Source organism: Lederbergia citrea (assembly GCF_018343525.1).
Classification (GTDB): Bacteria; Bacillota; Bacilli; order Bacillales; family Bacillaceae_C; genus Lederbergia; species Lederbergia citrea.
The window spans coordinates 692492-715261 of record NZ_JAGYPH010000001.1; the positions used below are offsets into that span (position 1 = coordinate 692492).

The window sequence follows — 22770 nt, forward strand, 5'->3', positions numbered from 1 at the left end:
ACGCACTCCTGCTGAATATACTTGACGTATATCATTTTTACGAGGAGTGGACTTAGATTATGCCCCGGAACTTAGCTGATTTTGAAAGAATTACAAAAGCCATCTATTCGTCATATGAATTGTTGAGGGAAAAGGAACAACCTCCGCAAATGGCATTGGATAGCTTGAGAGAAGCGGAGCATAGCCTTAATAAAGCAATTGACTTTTTATTATCACAAGATCGATCTTATGGACCTTCGTGAAACGCAAGTGCCTTTTCTCGCACTTGCGTTTTCATTCGTCATCTAGCTCCAGCGCCTAGCCCCTCGAGTCAAATGCCTTTCGTCAATAAAAGTCAGGACCGGACTTTTTTGCCTCAGAACATTTGCTTGTCGGAGGCCCGCAGGATGCGGGTCAGAACGGCGTTGCCACAGGACGTGGCGGGCTTAGCCGTTCTTCCATCGCAAGGCGCTTGCGCTTTTGTTCTTTTCAGATAAGGGAGAGATATACATTGCAGAAATCATTGCCATTTGAATTAACAAAAACAAGTTCGTTTTATGAGCATCTTGGGAACTGGATAGGGGATGTCTTCTATGATATTTTACCTGACAGTGGGTTTGAATTACGGGATGAACAAATATTTATGGCCTTTCAATTAGAGAAGGCATATAAAGATAAAAAGGTAATATTTGCAGAAGCAGGCGTTGGAACTGGCAAAACAATTGTCTATCTTTTATATTCGATTGCGTATGCAAGATACACGGGGAAGCCAGCTATTATTGCTTGTGCAGATGAGTCTTTAATTGAACAACTCGTCAAAAAAGACGGAGACATCAAAAAGTTGGAAAAGGCACTTGGAATGGAAATTGATGTCAGGCTTGCTAAGTCAAGAGACCAATATTTATGCCTGCAAAAACTAGATCAAGCAATGGGTATGAATGCAAGTGAAAATATTGGAGAGGTATTTGACGCTCTTCCTTCCTTTGTACACGACAATTCTTCGATGCTTAACTTTTATAAATATGGTGATCGGAAAGAATATCCCCATCTAACTGAACGAGAATGGACAAGCATATCATGGGATCCGCTTCAGGATTGTTTATCATGCCCAAAACGACATCGCTGCGGTCAAACCCTTCATCGAGATTATTATCGAAAAGCTGCCGATATAATTGTTTGTTCACATGATTTTTACATGGAGCATATATGGACAAAAGATGCCCGGAAGCGAGAAGGACAGCTGCCGCTACTGCCAGAACCGAGCAGTGTGGTATTTGATGAAGGGCACCTCCTAGAGTTTGCCTGTCAAAAAGCATTAACTTACCGCTTCACGGAAGAGACGTTAGAAATGCTTCTAATGAAGCTTCAGGAGAATGATGTACGAGAAAAAACACTATATATAATCGAACATGTCCTTATGTTAAATAACTGCTATTTTGATCTTTTAAATAAAGAAGCTATACCTGTTGAGGGATCTAATCGCCATGAGCTTTCAAAAAGTGATCAAATGATTGCTTCTGCCCAAGAACTTCTAAATGAGCTCCAAAAATTATCGGAAGAATTGGTTTTTGAATCTGAACTTTTTACAATAAATGAATATGAACTAAGAATTGTTGAAGAATATCTCGATCAAATCATGTACTCATTAACTCTTCTAATTAATGATAAGAAAGGTATCATCTGGTTTGAGTATAATCATTTAGGTCGAACTCTTGTAATCATGCCAAGGCTTGTAGAAGAAATCCTATCTAATCATGTCTTTTCAGAGAAAATTCCTTATATCTTTTCTTCAGCTACTCTTTCTAACAATGGGGACTTTAATTATTTGAGTAAGAGTCTAGGTATAAAAGATTATCTATCTTTTACTGTCAATTCGCCATTTCAATACGAAGAAAAAATGTCTATCTCTCTTTTTGTTGAAGAGAAAGGTGAGAGAAAAAAGAAATGGGACCAAATACTAGAAACCATTACTGAAACAAATGGTAGATCATTGCTCCTTTTTAATAATCGTTTGGATTTGGATCAATTTAAAACCTATTTGAAGGATATTCAATATAATGACTTCCCGATTTTATTTGAAGGTGACGGGGAAATTAGCACCATCGTTCAGGAATTCCAAGAACGGGAAGAAACGGTACTATGTGCATTTACACTTTGGGAAGGTCTTGATATCCCGGGATCATCTTTGCAAAATGTAATGATCGCATCACTCCCTTTTCCTCCGTATGATCCAGTTTTCAATGCAAAAAGGAATAGTGCTTCTGATGCCTTTTCTGAGGTCGACCTTCCATACATGCTTTTACGGCTCAGACAAGGAGTAGGAAGGCTAATTAGGACGTCAACTGACGTTGGATTAATTCACATCTGGATGAACGTTGCCGAAAAGAACGAAATATTAGATGAAGTGAAGAGGGTATTGCCTGTTCCTATAAAGGTATTAGCTTGAATTCTCATTCTCAGTGAAAACATTATATGTTAAAATATGGTGAGAGTAGGAATTATAGGGGGCTAAGAAATTGCCAGAACTAATTAAAGAGACCGAAAAAGACTTTTTAGATTATGTAAAAAAAATGCAGTCATACAATGAGGCTCTCAATCTTATATATTGGGATTTAAGAACAGGTGCACCTAAAAACGGCCTAGAACAGCGCTCCCAAGTAATTGGAGTGTTATCATCCGAGCTTTTTAAAATGTCTACTTCGGAAGAAATGGCCGGTTTTATTGCCACTCTATCAAATGACGAGAGCGAACTATCTACGATTACTAAAAAAACGCTTGAAGAATGCAAGAAAGAATATGAAAAAAACAAGAAAATTCCTGCTAAAGAATTCGAGGAATATGTGATACTCCAATCCAATGCTGAAAATATTTGGGAACAAGCCCGTGCCGCATCTGATTTTGACATGTTTAAACCATACCTCGAAAAGCTTGTGGCTTTCAATAAAAAATTTATCGGCTATTGGGGATATGAGGGTAATAAATATAATACTTTGCTTGATATGTATGAACCTGGTGTAACCGTTGAAATCATAGATAAGGTGTTCGGTGAACTGCGAGATGTTATTGTTCCACTCGTCAAAAAAATAGCTGAATGTGGCAACAGACCACGTACTGATTTTCTTTACCATCCATTCTCAAAAGAAAAACAAAAAGAGTTTAGTCTTAAAATTCTTGATCAGATGGGCTATGACTTTGGCTCAGGCAGACTTGATGAAACCGTTCATCCGTTTGCGATTGGTTTGAATCCAGGGGATGTCCGCGTAACGACAAGATACGATGAAAATGATTGGAGAATGGCGGTGTTCGGTACGATTCATGAGGGCGGTCACGCACTATATGAACAAAACATCTCGAAACAATTGCTAGGTACCCCGTTATGTACGGGAACATCGATGGGTATTCACGAGTCACAGTCACTATTCTATGAGAATATATTGGCCAGAGATCGAGCCTTCTGGGAAAACAACTTTGATTTATTGAAAGAATATGCGGATGGTCAATTTGATGATGTAACACTCGATGAGTTTTACGCTGCTATTAATGAGGCGAAGCCATCATTAATACGGATTGAATCAGACGATTTAACGTATGCGCTGCATATTATTATCCGTTATGAAATAGAAAAGGGCTTATTTAACGATGAAATAGAAGTAAAAGATCTTCCGGCTGTTTGGAATGATAAGTATGAAGAATATTTGGGCATTCGTCCGGAAAATGACGCGGAAGGTGTCCTTCAGGATGTTCATTGGTCTGGAGGAAGTTTTGGCTATTTTCCATCGTATGCTCTCGGTTATATGTATGCAGCCCAGCTGAAGAATGCTATGTTGAAAGATTTGCCGAAGTATGAAGAATTATTAAGAACTGGAGATTTAAATCCAATTCGAGAGTGGCTGACAGATCGTGTACATCAGTTCGGTAAGTCAAAAAAACCGCTTGAAATTATTGAAGAGGCAACTGGAGAAGGCCTGAGTGCAACGCATTTAGCCAACTATTTAGTTGAAAAATTTTCGAAGATCTATCAGTTGAGTGAGTAAAGATAAGGATGGCAGCAACATGCCATCCTTTTTCATATATATACTCTCGGAATTTCGGTGCGTAAATTTGCTGAATTTCCAAAATCATACCGGGAATTGGGCTTAATTGAGGAGTTGGTATTCATTTTTAAAAAGATTGTTTTTGCAACCGTTGTTGCTTACCAAGATAGCGCTTGGTTAATTTCCGCTACAGTTGCTCGCTTTCCGCGGGGCGGGCGGTGAGCCTCCTCGGCGTAAACGCCTGTGGGGTCTCACCTGTCCCGCTGATCCCGCAGGAGTCTCGCACTTTCGCTACAATCAACCTTCAACAGTTTTTGTTTTAAAAGCAACAAACCCTTTGGAAAGATGAAGCTAGTGAGGAAATATGACCGTTCAGGAACAACAGTTCATCTTTTTGATGCGGATACCAAGCGTCAATCTGTTGACACATCATGATGGCCTAAGTGCGAATATACCACATCTTTGTAGACCGATGCCGACCGGGTTCTAATTGATAATCGACTTTTTCTCGTTTGTTTGAACGATCTACCGATGTTCTTCTTTTATAAACGAGCTTTCATTTTTCAGAGGTTCTAGGAGTCTTAGTAAAAAGACTAAGATTATCTTTCCCGAAAGTATGGAATGTTCTTCAGTATTTGGCTGTAGAACAAGGGCTTTTACATGTATTTTTTGTACCACAAGCTAATGGGCAACGCCATTTTTGCCTATTTTGCGTTTTGTCATATCCGTTTGGTTTCATATTAAGCTTAGCCTGACAAACAGGAACCCCTACTGGGGATATCTGAATATCGCTTTTCGTGCTGAAGTTTTTCTTAGGCCGAACGTTTAGATCAATGAATAGTTCAATTTGATAGTGATCTATTAATTCATAAATGGGTTCCGCATCATGAGCGGCATTTAAAAGAATCCTACCAACCGTGCCCAAGGTAGCACGTTGCGAAAATTCAATAGCACTGACAACAAGGCTGACAGAATCATGCCGGGAAGTAGGTTGAGGTCTTGAATACAACGGTAAATCGTATAAAAAGGAAAAGATTTTGGAACAGGGTATGATCAGTGGTCTTACCATGAGCAAAAGAATATCTTAGTTGATTGGAGTGGAAGGCGGCGACTCCTGGGGGATCAGCGTGACAGGTGAGACCCCGCAGGGAGCAAAGCGACCGAGGAGGCTCACCGCACGCCCCCCGGAAAGCGTCCGCCTAGAACGGAAATCAACGGTGGCAGGCGGACGCATTGTATGTAGAGTATTTATTTCATTCAATACAAAACGGGCAAATTTTACTAAAAAAAATGAACCTTCACCCTATTAAATATAGGAGGAGAAATAAAAAAAGTACAAGAAAACCTTGTACCATCTGACTCGGTGAATGCCAAGAGTATAAATATTATTAAAGAGGAGGTTGCTATGCCTCAATTTTTCGTTTTATTGGCAGCTATGCTATGGGGGACGATTGCTATTTTTGTGAAGCAGTTGACGCAATTCGGCTTTACAGAAATGGAAATTGTAACGATTAGAGTCCTTTTTGCTTTTATATGGCTCATCCCTGTTATTTTACTCCAACAAAAAGAAGTATCGTTAAAAATTGACATCCGCCACCTATGGTATTTTGTTGGCACGGGATTATGTAGTATCGTCTTTTTTAATTGGGCGTATTTTAAAGCGATCAATATAATGTCCATTTCTATTGCTGTGATGCTTCTTTATACAGCACCAGCGTTTGTAGCTATTTTGTCTGTTATAATATTAAAAGAATCGATGTCAAAAAAGAAGATTGCTGCAATAGCTGTTACTATCACTGGATGTGCTATTATTGCGCTTACGGGAAGTGGTGCCCAAGGGGAGTGGTCAATAGTAGGGTTTATGATAGGGCTCTGCTCCGGACTTGGTTATGCTCTATATACCATATTTGGAAAATTGGCATTAAGAGACTATGATTCATTAATTATCACTTTTTATACCTTTTTAACAGCCACAATCTGTTTAATTGCTTTTTTTCCTTTTTGGAAAAAAGCAGTGGCATTACCATTGGAAGCATGGTTATATATGGGAGGTCTTGGATTGCTTCCTACTGTGTTGGCTTATTTGCTTTATACTAATGGACTTAAGAAAATAGACAGCAGCATTGCTTCAATTTTCGCTACTGTGGAACCCGTTGCTGCTGTATTCTTTGGTATTTCCTTGTATCAAGAAAAGTTGTTTACAGGGCAAGTAATAGGAGCAATGTTAATCTTGTCTTCGATTTTAATCATAAGTGAGAAGAAAAAAAATCGGTCCATTCTCGAGTGATAATCCGAGAATGGGCCGATTTATTATAACTTATACTTCTGTAGGAGTTTTTTGCACAACTTTTGCAAATGCTTTTACTTGTTCCATATACTCATTGAATTCCGCAATATCCATTTGCTGTGCTGAATCTGATAATGCAACAGCTGGATCAGGATGAACTTCTGCCATTACAGCATCGGCGCCAATCGCAAGTGCCGCTTTTGTTGCTGGAAGCAGTAAATCCTTTCGTCCTGTTGAGTGAGTAACATCGACAACTACAGGTAAATGCGTTTCTTTCTTCAAAATTGGAACTGCAGAAATATCTAATGTATTTCTTGTTGCTCTTTCATAGGTTCGAATGCCTCTTTCACAAAGGATGATTTGATCATTACCTTGGGCAAGAATATATTCAGCTGCATAAATAAATTCTTCAATGGTTGCAGCTAATCCGCGTTTTAATAATACAGGTTTATTGACAGCGCCAGCTACTTTTAATAATTCAAAGTTTTGCATATTGCGAGCACCAATTTGAATAACATCAACGTAATCTAATGCTGTTTCAATATCATTCGGATGAAGGATTTCACTAATGACCGCCATACCTTCTTCATCGGCAACCTGTCTTAATATTTTCAGCCCGTCAACGCCTAGTCCTTGGAAGTCATATGGAGAAGTTCTTGGTTTATACGCTCCGCCTCTCATCAACTTCAAACCTTGCTTTTTCATTGCTTGGGCAACCAATTTCACCTGATCATAGCTTTCCACTGCACATGGACCCATGATGAAATGTGCACTTCCGTCACCGATGTTTTCACCAAGCACAGAAACGACTGTATCTTCAGACTTTTTCTTGCGAGATACGAGCAGCGCTTTTCGATTATCATCTTCTTGGAGTTCTAAGCTCGCTTGAATGATTTGTTTAAAAACGTGCTGAACTGTAGAAGTATCAAATGGGCCTTCGTTATGATCAGCAAGTAAATTTAATAACTTTCTTTCTTGGACAGGGTCAAAACGCTTTACGCCCTGCATTTCTTTTAATTTACCGATTTCTTGTGCAATTCTTCCTCGCTCATTTAACAATTCCAACATTTGTAATGTTGTTTTCTCGATTTTTGAACGTAGCATTTCAAGTTCTGACAACGATAAGCCCTCCTTATAGTTTTGTTTGCCATTTTAGCTGACTGTTTTAAGATTCTCAGAGTAGGCAATTCACACTTTATTACTTCAACGCTGTAAAGCGTGTGTGAAAACATTTTTGTTGATAGCTCAATACGATAGACCTTAATCGGAAAAATGTCAATAGGCTAGATAAAAGATTTTCCACCTTTTAAATTTTCTGATTTATTAACCTTTTTTATTGTCACTATTTCAATTTTAGTAAATATATATAATAAATTAAAGACAAATTACACTATATTGTATGAAAATGGTTTCAAAATGACTTTTTTTAGAAAATAGCGAAATATCACTTTACAAGTACTCATACATGTGATAAAAATTGAATTTATATAACTTATTAAAAAAAGCAACGACAGGACACAGTAGTGCTCATTGATCTGTAAAACAAGAGAGCTGATGGTTGGTGTAAATCAGCACGGTCATGAACACGAATTACTTCCTCGAGCTTCTTTTTCGAACGTTTGGAGTTTCCAAATTAGTAAAAAAAGACGGTCATAACCGTTATCTGCAAGAGAGGCGGAGATTTTTCCGCAATGAGGGTGGTACCGCGATGTCAAATCGTCCCTGCAATATGCAGGGGCGATTTTTGTGTTTTTTAGAGAAAAAATTAAATTATGGGAGGAAAATGAAATGAGATACTTAACAGCAGGTGAATCACACGGACCGCAGCTAACGACAATTTTGGAAGGTGTACCAGCGGGCCTTGAATTAACAACCGAGATGATTAATAGCGAATTAGCAAGAAGGCAGAAAGGATATGGCCGTGGGCGGAGGATGCAAATCGAAAAAGACCAAGTGCAAATTTTGAGTGGTGTCCGTCACGGTTTTACACTTGGAGCTCCGATTACACTAGTCGTTCAAAATAACGATTTCAAACACTGGACGAAAATTATGGGAGCAGATCCGATTAGTGCTGAGGAGCAAGAGGAAGTGAAGAGAAAATTAACAAGACCACGACCAGGTCATGCAGATTTAAACGGTGCATTAAAATACGGTCATAGGGATATGAGGAATGTACTGGAACGTTCATCGGCGAGAGAAACAACTGTGCGTGTGGCAGCGGGGGCTGTCGCTAAATGCATTCTTGGTGAACTTGGTATAAAAGTTGGTGGTCATGTCAAGGAAATTGGCGGCGTTAAAGCAGAAAAAATCGATTACCATTCTATTGAGGAATTGCAAGAAATTACGGAAGCATCGCCTGTCCGCTGTCTTGACAAAGAGGCAGGAGAAAAAATGATGAGAGCAATTGATAAGGCTAAAGAAGACGGAGATTCCATTGGCGGAATTGTAGAAGTTATTGTAGAAGGAATGCCAATCGGTGTCGGGAGCTATGTTCAATACGATAGGAAGCTTGAAGCTAAACTAGCGGCGGCCGTCATGAGTATTAATGCATTTAAAGGTGTTGAAATCGGCATTGGCTTCGAAGCTGCTGAACAGCCAGGAAGCCTTGTGCATGATGAAATTCTTTGGGATGAGGAAAATGGCTACACAAGAAGAACAAACAATGCTGGAGGATTTGAAGGTGGTATGACTACTGGCATGCCAATTATTATTAGAGGTGTGATGAAGCCAATCCCGACATTATATAAACCATTGCAAAGTGTCGATATTGATACGAAAGAGCCGTTCAAGGCCAGTATCGAACGTTCAGATAGTTGTGCGGTACCAGCAGCGAGCGTAGTAGCCGAATCCGTGGTTGCATGGGAACTGGCTGAGGCAATTTTGGAGCAATTTGGGCATGATCGTATGGACGCAATTAAAGAAAATATTAAAAGGCATAAAGAATATACAAAAAATTTCTAATCAATTTAAAAAAATATAAAAAGGCGGGAAGGTTATGAAGGTAAAAGAACAGCTTCTTACTTTAAATGCTTATGTCCCTGGGAAAACATCCGAAGAAGTAAAAAAAGAATACGGTTTGGATAAAATTGTAAAATTAGCATCCAACGAAAACCCATATGGTTGCTCACCAACTGTACTTGAAGCTATAACTAAAATACCTACCTTTGCCATTTATCCCGATGGTGCCGCTTCAGAGTTGAGGGAATACGTCGCTAAGCATTTAGGGGTTGAAGAGAATCAACTCATATTCTCTAGTGGATTAGACGAATTAATTCAAATGATTAGTAGAGCAATTCTTGCTCCAGGATCAAATACAGTGATGGCACAGAATACATTTCCGCAGTATCGTCATCATGCTGTCATTGAAAATGCAGAAGTTCGCGAAGTCCCCTTAAAAGCTGGCTGCCACGATTTGAATGAAATGCAAAATCGTATGGATGAAAATACAAAAATAGTATGGATTTGCAATCCTAATAACCCGACTGGTACTTATGTAAATAAAGAAGAGTTGGAGCGGTTTTTGGCTAATATATCTAAACAAGTGCTTGTTGTTTTAGATGAAGCGTATTATGAATATGTAACTGCACAGGATTACCCGCAAACGATTCCGCTATTAGACCAATTTGAAAACCTGCTTATATTAAGAACATTTTCAAAAGCATATGGACTTGCTGCATTTAGAATTGGGTATGGAATCGGCTCGGCATCATTAGTTAAGCAATTGGAAGTAGCCCGACTTCCATTCAATACTTCAGCATTGGCGCAGACAGCAGGCATTGCCGCGTTGCACGACCCTGAATTCGTAGAAGAAAGCATCATTCGCAATGCTAATGAATTAGAGAAATATTACCGATTTTTTGATGAAAATAACATTTCATATTATCCATCCCAAGGAAATTTTGTCTTTGTGAATATTCCCGGGAAAACGCCACAAGAAGTTTTTCAATATTTGCTTGAAAAAGGTTGGATTGTCCGTGCATTTCCTAACGGCGTTCGGATTACGATAGGTACGGAGCAGGAAAATGATGAATTGATCAAACTGCTAGAGAAAATTACTTGAGTCGAACTTTAGAAAAGATAGGCGGCCGTGAGAAAATGAGTAACAAGGAACGAGTATTATTAATTGGCGTTGGGTTGATTGGAGGTTCAGTCGCCCTCGCCATTAAAAAAGAACATAATGCAATCATTATCGGATATGATGTTAAACTTGATAATTGCCAACTAGCAAAAAAATTACAAATCATCGATGACTACACTGAAAATTTCCAAGAAGAAGCCCTAAATGCTGATTTGATTATTTTAGCGTGCCCTGTAGAAAAAGCGGAAGCGTTTCTTGAGGTACTTGCCAACCTCCCGTTAAAAAGAGATGTAATTATTTCAGACGTCGGAAGTACAAAAGGCCGTATATTGGAAAAGGCAGAAAGATCCTTTAACAAGGAAGTTGCATTTATTGGCGGGCACCCAATGGCAGGTTCTCATAAAGCAGGTCCTGGAAGCGCAAGGGCACACTTATTTGAAAATGCATTCTATATATTAACTCCCTCTCGGAATGTTAAAACTGAAAAAATAGAAAAACTAAAAAATTGGCTTAGAGGTACAAAAGCTAATTTTATCACCATGGATTCGAGCGAACATGATTTAGTTACAGCTGTTGTTAGTCATTTCCCGCATATTGTTGCAGCAAGCCTTGTCAGGCAGGTCGAAAATCATGCTTCGAAAAATGAACATGTCAACTTTCTTGCAGCGGGAGGATTTAGAGATATTACTCGCATTGCTTCAAGCAGCCCGGAAATGTGGCGTGACATCGTTAGACATAACCAGTCGATACTTTTATCATTACTGGATGAATGGATGATAGAAATGAATGATGTCAGGCACTTAATTAGAGATGGTGATAGCGATCTTATCCATGATTACTTTTTTGGGGCTAAGAAATACCGCGATTCTCTACCTGTCCGGGCAAAAGGTGCAATCGCCGCGTTTTATGATTTATATGTCGATATCCTGGATCGTCCGGGGGTAATCTCAGATATTACTACCATACTGTTTCAAGAAAACATAAGTATTACAAATATCAGGATTATCGAAGCTCGGGAGGACGTGTACGGAGTTCTTAGAATTAGTTTTCAAACCGAACAAGATCTGGAAAAGGCAAGAAAAAGTCTTCAAGATCGAGGCTATGATACGTATATCAGTATGTAGGGAGTGGTTGGTATGAGTAAGGTAATGCAAAATAATAAAGCAGCGCAACTAAAAGGTACAATGAAAGTTCCGGGAGACAAGTCCATTTCCCACCGCGCTGTTATGCTTGGATCAATTGCCCAAGGGAAAACGACAGTTAGTGGGCTCTTAACTGGAGACGACTGTCTTAATACAATTGACTGTTTCAGAAAATTAGGTGTGGATATCCATCGAGACGGTGAGTTTGTTGAGATAAATGGCAAAGGTATAGATGGACTTCAAGAACCTAGCGATATTTTGGATGTCGGCAATTCCGGGACGACCATTCGCTTGCTGCTAGGGATATTATCCACTCTCCCTTTTCATACAAATGTGATTGGTGATGAGTCGATTGCCAAACGTCCGATGGGCAGGGTGACCATTCCTTTGAAGGAAATGGGTGCGAAAATTGATGGGCGCGATAACGGTAAATTTACACCTTTATCTATTCGTGGCGGAGGTTTAAAAGGAATCGATTATGTCTCTCCTGTTGCAAGCGCGCAGGTGAAATCTGCAGTTCTGCTTGCAGGATTGAACGCTGAAGGGACGACATCCGTAACTGAACCGGAATCATCAAGAGATCATACTGAACGGATGCTTCAAGCGTTTGGTGTCGAGGTATTGGTTGATGGATTGAAAAAGTCAATACAGGGAAATCAGGAGTTGACTGGAACTTCAATCAATGTTCCAGGCGATATCTCATCTGCAGCGTTTTTCCTTGTGGCAGGCGCGATTATTCCAAATAGTGAAATTAAAATTAAAAACGTTGGAATTAACCCGACAAGAACGGGGATTTTAGATGTGTTAAAGCTTATGGGTGCCGATATTTCCATCCATAATATTAATGACCAGTCCGTCGAACCTATCGCTGATATTACAATTAAAACATCAAATTTGCGGGGTGTGGAAATAAGCGGGGACATTATTCCAAGGTTGATAGATGAAATACCGATTCTTGCACTGGCAGCTACCCAGGCTGAAGGTGTGACTGTTATCAAGGATGCAGCGGAGTTAAAAGTGAAAGAAACAAATCGGATTGATACGGTTGTTGATGAATTAAAGAAAATGGGTGCAAATATAGAAGCTACAGAAGATGGGATGAAAATTTATGGGAAATCCAAATTGCATGGTGCAGACGTTAGTAGCCATGGAGACCATCGGATTGGTATGATGCTTGCGATCGCTTCTTGTCTTGCATCCGGGGAAACTAATATAAAAAATAGTAAAGCCATTACTATTTCTTATCCCGGGTTTTTTGAGCAGCTTGAAAAATTAATGCAATAGATTTATTCTGCAGTTTCCATCAACAAACAATAGGGTACGTATGTAACGATGCTAAATTGTTAAAGATGTAGCTATGCTAACCCGAATTTCAATTGTTGGAAAGGGGCTGTATACGTGCCGCGTATCATTTCGGTTGGAACAGGAACTCCAAAGTATGCCATTCCGCAAATTAGGACGATGGAATTTGCTAGGCAGCTATTTACTCACTCAGTCAAAGATCTCGATCGCCTCTTGAAAGTATTTCATAATGGAGAGATTGAGAATCGGCACTTTGTGAAAGATTTGGACTGGTATAAAAATGATCATTCATTTTCAGAGAAAAATGATGCGTTCATCAAATCGGCTGTTGAACTTTCCATTGACGCGATTAAAAATTGCTTACATTCTTCTTCATTAAAGATGGATATTCCATATAGTGACATCGATGCCATCTTTATGGTTTGTAGCTCGGGACTTTCTACGCCAAGTCTCGAAGCAAGAATCATGAATGAATTGCCCTTCTCACGCAACACAAAAAGAATACCAATTTGGGGACTTGGCTGTGCAGGCGGTGCATCAGGACTCTCGAGAGCTAATGAATATTGCCGCGCATTTCCTAAATCGAAAGCGTTGGTTATTGCCGTTGAATTATGCAGTCTCACTTTTCAAAAGGATGACTTGAGTAAAAGTAATTTGATTGGCACTTCATTGTTTGCTGATGGGGCAGGGGCGGTTCTTGTAGGTGGTGACGAAATAGAGTATGCACATATTGTTTCGGGAAGTTTGCCCACCATTATCGATACACAATCAACATTACTGGATGATTCTCTAGATGTAATGGGGTGGGAAATTAAAGACAATGGTTTATATGTTGTATTCTCAAAAAGCATTCCTTCGATCGTCGAAAGCTGGCTAGAGCCAGTTGTGAATCAATTTCTCAACAATCATGGACTAACGCATACTGATATAAATCATTTTATCGCTCATCCCGGTGGAAAAAAAGTAATTGCTGCATATGAACGAGCCCTAGGCTTATCACCAGAAAAAACAGCCATTTCATTAGATATTTTAAAGGAATATGGAAATATGTCTTCGGCAACAGTTTTATACGTACTACAAAGATTTATGAGCCAAAGTATTAGCAATGGCGATTACGGCATGATCGCAGCTTTAGGTCCCGGGTTCAGTTCTGAATTGCTGCTCGTTCGGTGGGACTGATGTTTTTTATTGTGTTTTTAATTTTTCTCATTACACAGCGGCTTGTGGAGCTAGGGATTGCCAAGCGGAATGAGCATTGGATGAAGAAAAATGGTGCAATTGAATACGGTCAACGCCATTATAAGTTTATGGTTCTCATACATATTGTTTTTTTTATTTCCCTCATTACAGAAGTTCTCTTGTTTGATAAGAATCTGAATCATTACTGGATCGGATTTATCATCTTGTTTGGGATCGTTCAAATCGGTCGTATATGGGTGATTGCTACACTGGGTAAGTTTTGGAATACAAAAATCATTGTCCTCCCAGGTATTAAAGTCGTTGCAAAAGGTCCATTCAAATACGTAAAACATCCGAATTACATCATCGTAACAATAGAACTTCTTGTTATTCCGTTAATGTTTAATGCGTATTTAACGGCTGCTCTCTTTTTTATTTTGAACCAACTGATCCTTGCAATTCGAATTCCAGCTGAAGAAAAAGCTTTGAAAGAAAATACTGACTATACAACACGATTCGAATAAGAAGGTTAGTCCTAATTGGGGACTAACCTTCTATTTTTCATGGCTAAATTGTGAATTCTCATGTAAAATAATAAGAAATGAACATAATGAGGAGTTTGTTTGCAGCATGGTTAAAGCATTAGAATTGTCCGTGAAAGAAAAACAACTTCATAGAGCACTTGTATTGTTAGAACGTTTTAAAGAACACGGCGATGATATTCGTGTCAACAAAACTAACAAACTATTGAAGAAAATCCATGATAACGAATTTATTACCGCATTCAGCGGTCATTTTTCCGCAGGGAAATCAACGATGATTAATACATTAATAGGGGAGCAAATCTTGCCTTCCAGCCCAATTCCGACAAGTGCCAATCTTGTGAAGGTCCATGGTGCGGAAGAAGATTTCGCGAAAGTTTATTATCATACTGAAAGGCCCCTCTATTTTCAAGCACCATATGATTTTACTACCGTAAAAGAATTTTGCAAAAATGGCGACGTCACTGAAATAGAAATTGGCAAAAGGGATTCGTTGCTACCACATGGCGTAACCGTTATGGATACTCCGGGTGTTGATTCGACTGATGATGCCCATCGCATCTCGACTGAGTCTGCGCTACATCTCGCGGATCTCGTTTTCTATGTGATGGATTATAATCACGTTCAATCAGAACTGAACTTTATGTATACAAAAAACCTGCTAAAACATGGTGTTAAACTCTTTTTAATTATCAATCAAATCGACAAGCATAATAATGCGGAACTTTCATTCCCAGAATTTAAGCAATCGGCGATTGATTCATTTGCAACATGGGGTGTAAATCCCGCTGGTATATATTTTACAACCTTAAAAGAACTTGAACATCCAGAAAACGAATTTAAAGCTGTTAAGATGCTAATTGATGAAGCTTTCGAAAATCATGATACATGGCTGGAAACAACAATTGAAGCAGCTTTCAATCGCTTGATAGATGAACATAAGAAATGGCTTAATGAGGAAATGAAAGCTGAGGCCGAACCATTTGAAGAGGTAATTTCAGTTTATTCGGAAACAGAGCTCGCCGACATATTTTCCAAGGAGCAAAGGCTTAAAGGTAACAAGAAAAAGCTTGCAGAAACAGTAGAAAAGTGGGAAAAGAATTTTGTATCGGAACGTGAAGGCTTATTAAAAAATGCATATTTAATGCCATTTGAAACGAGAGCGCTTGCTGAACAATTCTTAATTTCTGCTCAACCAAACTTTAAACTTGGCTTGTTTTTTAGCAAGAAAAAAACAGAAGAAGAACGAAAGGTACGACTTGATAACTTTGCTTCTAGTGTCAGAAAACAAGTTGAATCACAGATTGATTGGCATTTGAAACAATGGGCATCAGAAAAACTGGCTGAGTATGACCTCAATAGTGAAGAACTGCAGTTAAAAGCTCAAAATTTAGAGGTGGTTTTTGACGACGAACTGTTAACCAACACCATTAAAAAAGGAGCTGGCGTTAACGGAGAATACGTTTTGAACTACTGCGAGGAAGTAGCAGATCGTATTAAAAAGATTGCAAGAGTAAAAACGAATCAGTTTAAAGAAACCGTAATTTTAGTATTGAAAATGCAAGTAGAGAATGAAATGTCAACAATTCAAGCTGAATTAAATCAAACAGTAAAAGCTGCCAATGCCTTGCGATCTTTAATTGAATTGGAAAAGACATATGAAGAAAAAGCAACTAGAATCACCAGCCCAACTGGAAATGAAAGAGGATTGCTTCAGGGTCTCCAAGCTGACTGGGAAATTGCTCAACAAGATGTGCAATTTTATACGCGTGAAAGCGTGCAACCAGCAGAAATGTCTCCAGTAATCGCTGACGAGATAAAACAACCAAATACTAATTCCGAAGCTATAATTGATATTCAAGAAATGATAAAAAAATTGGAACGAGCTATATCACATTTAAAAGAAGAAAAAGGATTTAAAAGAATCACAGCGCAATTAGCCGAAAAAGCATCTCGATTAAAAGAGCGTAACTACACGGTTGCATTATTCGGTGCATTTAGTGCAGGGAAATCATCGTTTGCCAACGCATTATTAGGGAAAGGTGTTCTCCCAGTGTCGCCAAATCCAACAACGGCAGCGATCAATCGAATTTGTCCGCCAACGATAGAAAATAAGCATGGCACAGCAATGGTTCATCTTAAAAATGAAAATCAAATGCTAGCAGATATCGCCCAGTCCTTATCCATTTTTGGCTATAACTGCCTATCATTGGATGATGCTTATAACCAAATCCCTAATATCCTTGCCCACTCAGGAGACGACAGTACTGAGAAAATCCATCTCTCATTTTTAGCTGCTTTCCTTGGTGGATTTCAAAGCTATAAAGACCAATTAGGCATGTCCTTGACGACGAATCTCGAAGATTTTCAAGGGTTTGTTGGCAACGAAACGCAATCCTGTTTTGTCGAGACCATCGATCTTTTCTATGACTGTGATTTTACTCGGCAAGGAATTACCTTGGTAGATACCCCCGGCGCGGACTCTATCAATGCTAGGCATACCGGGGTAGCTTTCGACTTTATTAAAAACGCGGATGCGATTCTTTTTGTTACCTATTATAATCATGCTTTTTCTAAGGCTGACAGGGAATTTCTCATCCAATTAGGACGCGTAAAAGATGCATTTGAACTCGATAAAATGTTTTTTATTGTAAATGCAATTGACCTTGCGAGTTCGAAAGAAGAAATAAATGAAGTTCTTGATTATGTGCATGGTGAGCTTACCCAAAATGGAATTCGCTTTCCGAAAATATTTGGGATATCGAGCAAACTTGCCTTAAATCAAGAAAGTAGAATGGCTTCTAACATTGATACTTTTAAGCAAGAATTTGATCATTTTCTTGAACACGAATTAACTAAAATTGCCGTTCAATCTGCAGAAGCGGATTATAACCGTGTTCTACTTTTGCTAGATGAACTGATAGCTTCTGCTAGCGAGGACGAAGATAAAAAGGTGCAAAGGAAAGCGGATTTACTTGCATCTCAAGAAACGATAAACAGTTTACTTTTGGAGGCAGACCCTGAAAAACTATCTTCTAGATTGTCACAGGAAATAAAAGAATTACTTTTCTACGTAAAACAAAGGGTTTTTTATCGCTTTTCTGATTTCTTTAAAGAGGCGTTTAACCCGGCTGTCTTAAGGAATAACAATCGCGCTCATCTAAAAAAAGCCTTGGAGGAACTGCTTGATTCCACTGGATATGATTTTGCCCAAGAACTAAGGGCTACATCATTAAGGATAGAAAATTTTGCGAAAAAACTGCTCTTTGAACGTTTCGCAATTATGGAAAAAGAATTGCAATCAATTAAACGAGAAATCACCATTTCCCAAATGGATATAAACTTTGTGGATACACCTGATTTTAAGCTTGCATTCGAAGAAATTGACCGTAAACCATTGGAAGGCACCTTTAAATATTTTAAAAATCCGAAGGCTTTTTTTGAACAAAATGAAAAGAAAATCATGGGAGAAGCTTTACAAAAAATACTGGTTCCGATAGCTGACCAATATTTAAATGACGAGCAGAAAAAACTCCAAACATATTATCAAAAAATGATTAATCATGAATTCAGCAAAATCGTAACAAACATTTCTTCGGATATTGAGGAACAATATGAAGCGTGGCTACAAGCGCTTTCCGATCAAGGTAAACTTTCGGAATGGATCCAAATTCGATCTGCTCTTGGTAAATAAAGCGGAGGTGCGCAGATGAAATATATAAAATCAAGTACTTGGTTGGTTAACGAACTATCCAATCATCGAGTCAGGGTCGTGGACTGTAGATTTTCATTGGAAGATCCATCCTACGGAGAAAAAGCATACAAGGAAAATCATATTCCGGGTGCTGTCTATTTTAGTCTCGACAAGGATTTATCCGGTCCTGTCAGAGAGCATGGTGGGAGACATCCCTTGCCGTCATTTGAGGATTTTATCATAAAATTGGAGAGTGCTGGCATTGATCATAGTATGAAGGTTGTAGCATACGATGATGGAGAAGGATCATTCGCTTCCCGTTTTTGGTGGATGTTGAAGTATTTTGGGCACAATGAAGTGTATATCCTGGATGGAGGATTCAAGGCTTGGGAGGCATCGGATTACCCGCTAACAAATGAAATTCCTATGTATAAATCAGCAAATTTTGTTCCTGCTATTAATGAAGATATGCTAGCAACGTTTGAAGAAGTCAAAGCACGAAGCCAAGATGGAAGGGCCATATTGATTGATTCTAGAGCAAAGGTACGTTATCTAGGGCATATAGAACCTATCGATGCAAAACCAGGAAGAATTCCTCGGGCGATCAATTATGAATGGACTTCAGGTTTTGAAAACGGCAAGTGGAAAAACAAGGAAGCACAAAAAGATCGTTTTTCAAACTTAAGAAGTAACGATCAAATTATTGTGTATTGCGGCTCAGGAGTTACCGCTACACCGAATGTCCTTGCGTTAATGGAAAGTGGATTTGAACATGTAAAACTTTATGCAGGAAGTTATTCCGATTGGGTTTCTTATCCTGATAATCCCGTCGAAACAGGAGAATGAATGCAAAACAAGCAGAGCTGTAACCTAGGCTCTGCTTTCTTATGGTATAATGGAATGACGTATTTACAAATATAAGAGGTGTTCATGGTAATGGAGAAAAAGCACTTATTATTAATAGATGGTATGGCTTTATTGTTTAGAGCCTTCTATGCTACGGCAGTTAGAAGAAATTTTATGATGAACAGTGGAGGAACACCAACAAACGCTGTTCAAGGCTATATGAAGCATTTACTGACGGCTGCTGAAAACGTGCGCCCGACTCATCTTGCAGTATGTTGGGATATGGGGAGTATGACATTTCGGAATGAACTTTATGCGGGGTATAAGGCAAATAGACAAGCGCCTCCTGTTGAAATGATTCCGCAATTTGATCTAGCAAAGGAAGTAACAACTGCATTTGGGATACCGAATATTGGAATCGCCGGATATGAAGCGGATGACTGTATCGGAACGATTTGTAATCTTAATAAAGATGAGCTGCAGATCACCGTCCTAACAGGTGACAGGGACTTGCTGCAAATCATCGATGAACAAGTGAATGTATTGATTATGCAAAAGGGGATTGGGAATTATCAGCATTACACGAAGTCAACTTTTCGAGAAGCGTTTGAGTTGGATCCTATTCAGCTTATAGATGTAAAAGCATTGATGGGTGATCCAAGTGATGGGTATCCGGGAGTAAAGGGCATTGGTGAAAAAACAGCATATAAGCTCATTAAAGAACATAAGGATATCGAAGGATTGATCGAAAACTTGGATACATTATCACCTTCCATTCGAAAAAAGCTTGAAGAAGACCTAGAAATGCTGCACCTTTCCCGCCAACTGGCAAAAATAAAATGTGATGTTCAATTGGAATTTGCAGTCATTGAGGCAACATGGGGTGAAATTCAGCCACTAGCTCTGGATTTCATTGAAAAGTATGAATTGAAAAGTGTCCGAAATCATTTGCTGAAAGCTAAATGGCTGGAAAGTGCAGAAGAACTTTCCGGAAGCAACATATAAAGGAGCTTGAATCATTGATAACTGATCATTGTAATTTGGAAAATTACCTTTTGAATCTGGAGGGTAAAGGCTTCAAATTTAAAGGTGATGCCATTTCCTTTATTTATTTTGGTAAGCAATTAACTGGATCAGCTGATTTTTTAGTCTCACTCTCAATCGAATTGACTTTAATAACACAAAAACGTTTTGATGGTAGTTTTTATTTATCCTTATTAGAAACATTAAAAGAAAATAAAATAACGACACGAACACAAGCTTATTCATACGTAAAAAGTATTGGTTTGCTAAAAGCACATAGCTAAAGACACTATGTGCTTTTTCTTTTCGATTAATTTAAGTGGATTGCTTGTCTTGCCAGCTGATCGGCCTGTTTATTCTGTTTCGAAGGGATCCATTTAATAAAAAAGAGTTCGATTTCTGAAGCAAGCTTAAGCGCATTTGCGAGAAGTTTTTTATATTTATCATTCCGGGCATGTTCTTTCTCTACTGCCCCTACAACTGCCAATGAGTCAGACCTGACAGAAACAATCGAATAACCTCTTTCTAGACAAATTTCTAAGCTTTTAATTAATGCATGAAATTCGGCCTCATGGTTACTCATTATTCCAAGAGGAATGGAGAAAGCTTCTGTTTGCCCATTATTCTTTATGAAAATGCCAGCACCGCTTGCGCCTGGATCACCGGCACTTGCTCCGTCAATATATACCTCAACCATCTTCCAATCCCCTTCTTATGATTAATAACCAGCCACACAGGGAAATATCATATGTATATGCTAGTTTACATCTATATTGATTATAGCGTAAAGAGGGCGGTGGCGAATATGAAAATGAAGTTGAAGATCGTGTATAAAGTTAAAAAAACAATCTCCGTCAAGATGGAAACAGAATGGATCGATGAGCAATTTGTCGATTTTTTATTAGCTGATTTTCAAAAAACTGGACGAATATCAGAAATCATTGTTATCGATGAAATGGGAAGAGTATGGAGCAGAAAAGAATATGAGAAACTGAAAATTAAAATGGAGCATGAACCTGTGAATCCACTTATTTATTTTGACGGCGGATTTGATAAGCAAACAGGTACAGCAGGAATAGGCATTGTAATTTACTATGAAAAAGGAAATGCTACATACAGATATAGGGCAAATGCGAAGCTGGATGAAATGGAAAATAATAATGAAGCTGAATACGCAGCATTATACAATGCACTTATGCACTGGGAAGAAATCGGGGCGAAAAATCTTCCGATCATCATTAGGGGAGATTCACAAGGAGTATTAAAGCAACTTGAAGGAGATTGGCCTTGTTATGAAAAGGTGCTTAATGCTTGGTTGGACAGAATTGAAACGAAAATTAGTGAACTAAATTTAAAAGCTCAATTTGAAGTTATTTCTAGACGTGAGAATAAAGAGGCTGATAAGCTTGCTTCCCAAGCTCTCGAAAATAATATAATTCAAAGCCATTTGAAAATAGATTGACGATTGGCAGAAAGGTTGAACGGATGAATCGGTCTAAGATAATAAAAGAAATTGATGATTTATTATCATTATACTGTGAAGGGTGTTTTTTGCGTTTGCATTTTAGAAAAACATATGGGAATACACATGCCCATCAATTCTGTATAAAGGAATGTACTGTTGGAGAAAACTTGCAGGTAAAGGGTAAGTACTTAATAAATGAAGCAGCATCAAAAAAATAAAAGGCTGGAGCAATGAGCCAGCCTTGTGAATGGTTATTTTATAATTTAGTTACGTTAGCAGCTTGAGGTCCACGGTTACCTTCAGCGATTTCAAAAGAAACTTCTTGGCCTTCTTCCAAAGATTTAAAACCTTCGCCTTGGATTGCAGTGAAGTGTACGAAAATATCTTCTCCACCTTCAACTTCAATGAAACCATAGCCTTTTTCATTGTTGAACCATTTTACTTTACCATTTTGCATGTAACTTTTTCCTCCTAGACTTCAGCACATCGTGCCTTGAAAAAATATTATCACCAAACAATAGAAAAACTTCCAGAATCTAGTGATGCATATATTTTACACTAACCTATTTGGCACAGTCAAGAAATATTTTCATTATATATAATATAGATACTCAATTCCATTTATTCTGTAATTTAACTTTATTGCCCCGCACTTGTTAAAAGCATATCATTATAGTAAACTTTTAGATGCTGATTACTGTAAGGGGAGGGATATAAGTGCCGACTCCAAGCATGGAAGATTATATAGAACAGATCTTTTTATTAATTGAGAATAAAGGATATGCCCGGGTTTCTGATATTGCGGAAGCTTTGGAAGTACACCCCTCCTCAGTTACCAAGATGGTTCAAAAGTTGGATCGAGATAGTTATCTGATTTATGAAAAATATCGGGGACTCATTCTGACACCAAAAGGGAAGAAGATTGGGAAACGCCTTGTTGAACGTCATGATTTACTAGAAAGTTTTTTAAGAATTATTGGGGTTAAGGAAGAGAATATATACGAGGACGTAGAAGGGATCGAGCACCATCTTAGTTGGAATTCAATCGAAAGAATTGGTGATCTCGTTCAATTGTTTGAGGAACAGCCTAATCTAATCGCAGAATTAAAATTAGTGCAGGTAAGGAACGAAGAAGAGGCAGCCGACAAAGAACCAATATAACCATGGTTCTTTTTTTGTTACTCCATTACCTGTCATTT

At 38.6% G+C, this 22770-nt stretch carries 20 protein-coding genes and 1 other annotated feature; of the genes, 17 read left to right on the plus strand and 3 right to left on the minus strand.

All coding sequences use genetic code 11. From position 1 onward, the window contains the following. The first annotated feature begins 59 nt into the window (after positions 1–59). The 4 genes from KHA88_RS03610 (at position 60) to KHA88_RS03625 (ending at position 6300) form a co-directional block, all read left to right on the plus strand. Entirely contained in the window at positions 60–242 is a 183-nt protein-coding gene (locus KHA88_RS03610; RefSeq protein ID WP_213097123.1) for a hypothetical protein, read from the plus strand. A gap of 248 nt (positions 243–490) precedes the next feature. Then, positions 491–2425 carry an ATP-dependent DNA helicase gene (locus tag KHA88_RS03615; RefSeq protein ID WP_213097122.1) on the plus strand — a complete coding sequence of 645 codons (1935 nt, stop codon included), beginning with the start codon at positions 491–493 and terminating at the stop codon, positions 2423–2425. Positions 2426–2495: 70 nt separating this feature from the next. After that, on the plus strand, positions 2496–4013 hold the full coding sequence (locus KHA88_RS03620; RefSeq protein ID WP_213121405.1) for a carboxypeptidase M32: 1518 nt from the start codon (positions 2496–2498) through the stop codon (positions 4011–4013). Positions 4014–5418: 1405 nt separating this feature from the next. Then, the gene (locus tag KHA88_RS03625; protein ID WP_213121406.1) at positions 5419–6300 is read left to right on the plus strand and encodes a DMT family transporter; all 882 of its coding nucleotides are present in this window, start codon (positions 5419–5421) and stop codon (positions 6298–6300) included. A gap of 30 nt (positions 6301–6330) precedes the next feature. Here KHA88_RS03625 and KHA88_RS03630 read toward each other — a convergent pair whose 3' ends face one another. Continuing rightward, the gene (locus KHA88_RS03630) at positions 6331–7404 is read right to left on the minus strand and encodes a bifunctional 3-deoxy-7-phosphoheptulonate synthase/chorismate mutase (protein WP_213097859.1); all 1074 of its coding nucleotides are present in this window, start codon (positions 7402–7404) and stop codon (positions 6331–6333) included. A 394-nt stretch (positions 7405–7798) separates the two neighbouring features. Continuing rightward, positions 7799–8027, plus strand: a binding site (T-box leader). Between the two features lie 61 nt (positions 8028–8088). Here KHA88_RS03630 and aroC point away from each other — a divergent pair. The 10 genes from aroC (at position 8089) to KHA88_RS03680 (ending at position 20390) form a co-directional block, all read left to right on the plus strand. Beyond that, positions 8089–9261, plus strand: a complete 1173-nt coding sequence (gene aroC, locus KHA88_RS03635; RefSeq protein WP_213121407.1) for a chorismate synthase — start codon at positions 8089–8091, stop codon at positions 9259–9261. Positions 9262–9295: 34 nt separating this feature from the next. Further along, entirely contained in the window at positions 9296–10360 is a 1065-nt protein-coding gene (gene hisC / locus KHA88_RS03640; protein WP_213106938.1) for a histidinol-phosphate transaminase, read from the plus strand. A 35-nt stretch (positions 10361–10395) separates the two neighbouring features. Next, the gene (locus tag KHA88_RS03645; RefSeq protein WP_213121408.1) at positions 10396–11502 is read left to right on the plus strand and encodes a prephenate dehydrogenase; all 1107 of its coding nucleotides are present in this window, start codon (positions 10396–10398) and stop codon (positions 11500–11502) included. Between the two features lie 12 nt (positions 11503–11514). Next, a complete protein-coding gene (aroA, locus tag KHA88_RS03650; RefSeq protein ID WP_249312884.1) occupies positions 11515–12804 on the plus strand; it encodes a 3-phosphoshikimate 1-carboxyvinyltransferase in 1290 nt (429 codons plus the stop codon). 114 nt (positions 12805–12918) lie between these two features. Next, a complete protein-coding gene (locus KHA88_RS03655) occupies positions 12919–14001 on the plus strand; it encodes a type III polyketide synthase (RefSeq protein WP_213106939.1) in 1083 nt (360 codons plus the stop codon). Beyond that, positions 14001–14525, plus strand: a complete 525-nt coding sequence (locus KHA88_RS03660) for an isoprenylcysteine carboxyl methyltransferase family protein (protein WP_213097117.1) — start codon at positions 14001–14003, stop codon at positions 14523–14525. The genes KHA88_RS03655 and KHA88_RS03660 overlap by 1 nt, the downstream gene beginning before the upstream one ends. A gap of 106 nt (positions 14526–14631) precedes the next feature. After that, complete coding sequence (locus KHA88_RS03665) at positions 14632–18237, plus strand: dynamin family protein (protein WP_213121409.1); 3606 nt, start codon at positions 14632–14634, stop codon at positions 18235–18237. A gap of 15 nt (positions 18238–18252) precedes the next feature. Beyond that, positions 18253–19083, plus strand: coding sequence for a sulfurtransferase (locus KHA88_RS03670; RefSeq protein WP_213106941.1), 831 nt, complete (start codon positions 18253–18255; stop codon positions 19081–19083). Between the two features lie 84 nt (positions 19084–19167). Beyond that, positions 19168–20088 (plus strand): 5'-3' exonuclease, encoded by a 921-nt coding sequence (locus KHA88_RS03675; protein ID WP_213121733.1) that lies wholly within the window; start codon positions 19168–19170, stop codon positions 20086–20088. Between the two features lie 14 nt (positions 20089–20102). Continuing rightward, positions 20103–20390, plus strand: a complete 288-nt coding sequence (locus tag KHA88_RS03680; protein WP_249305803.1) for a DUF6123 family protein — start codon at positions 20103–20105, stop codon at positions 20388–20390. 26 nt (positions 20391–20416) lie between these two features. Here the strand turns inward: KHA88_RS03680 and KHA88_RS03685 are convergent, their stop codons facing one another. Continuing rightward, positions 20417–20803: a reverse transcriptase-like protein gene (locus KHA88_RS03685; protein WP_213097113.1), complete on the minus strand. Its 387-nt coding sequence runs from the start codon at positions 20801–20803 to the stop codon at positions 20417–20419. Positions 20804–20911: 108 nt separating this feature from the next. Between KHA88_RS03685 and KHA88_RS03690 the strand changes: the two genes are divergently transcribed. Together KHA88_RS03690 and KHA88_RS03695 are read left to right on the plus strand one after the other, a co-directional pair. Then, a complete protein-coding gene (locus tag KHA88_RS03690; protein WP_213121410.1) occupies positions 20912–21568 on the plus strand; it encodes a reverse transcriptase-like protein in 657 nt (218 codons plus the stop codon). Between the two features lie 23 nt (positions 21569–21591). Then, on the plus strand, positions 21592–21789 hold the full coding sequence (locus tag KHA88_RS03695; protein ID WP_213097111.1) for a zinc-finger domain-containing protein: 198 nt from the start codon (positions 21592–21594) through the stop codon (positions 21787–21789). Positions 21790–21827: 38 nt separating this feature from the next. Here KHA88_RS03695 and cspD read toward each other — a convergent pair whose 3' ends face one another. After that, entirely contained in the window at positions 21828–22028 is a 201-nt protein-coding gene (cspD, locus tag KHA88_RS03700; protein ID WP_213097110.1) for a cold-shock protein, read from the minus strand. A gap of 260 nt (positions 22029–22288) precedes the next feature. Between cspD and mntR the strand changes: the two genes are divergently transcribed. Then, positions 22289–22732, plus strand: a complete 444-nt coding sequence (gene mntR, locus KHA88_RS03705; protein WP_213097109.1) for a transcriptional regulator MntR — start codon at positions 22289–22291, stop codon at positions 22730–22732. Positions 22733–22770 lie beyond the last annotated feature (38 nt).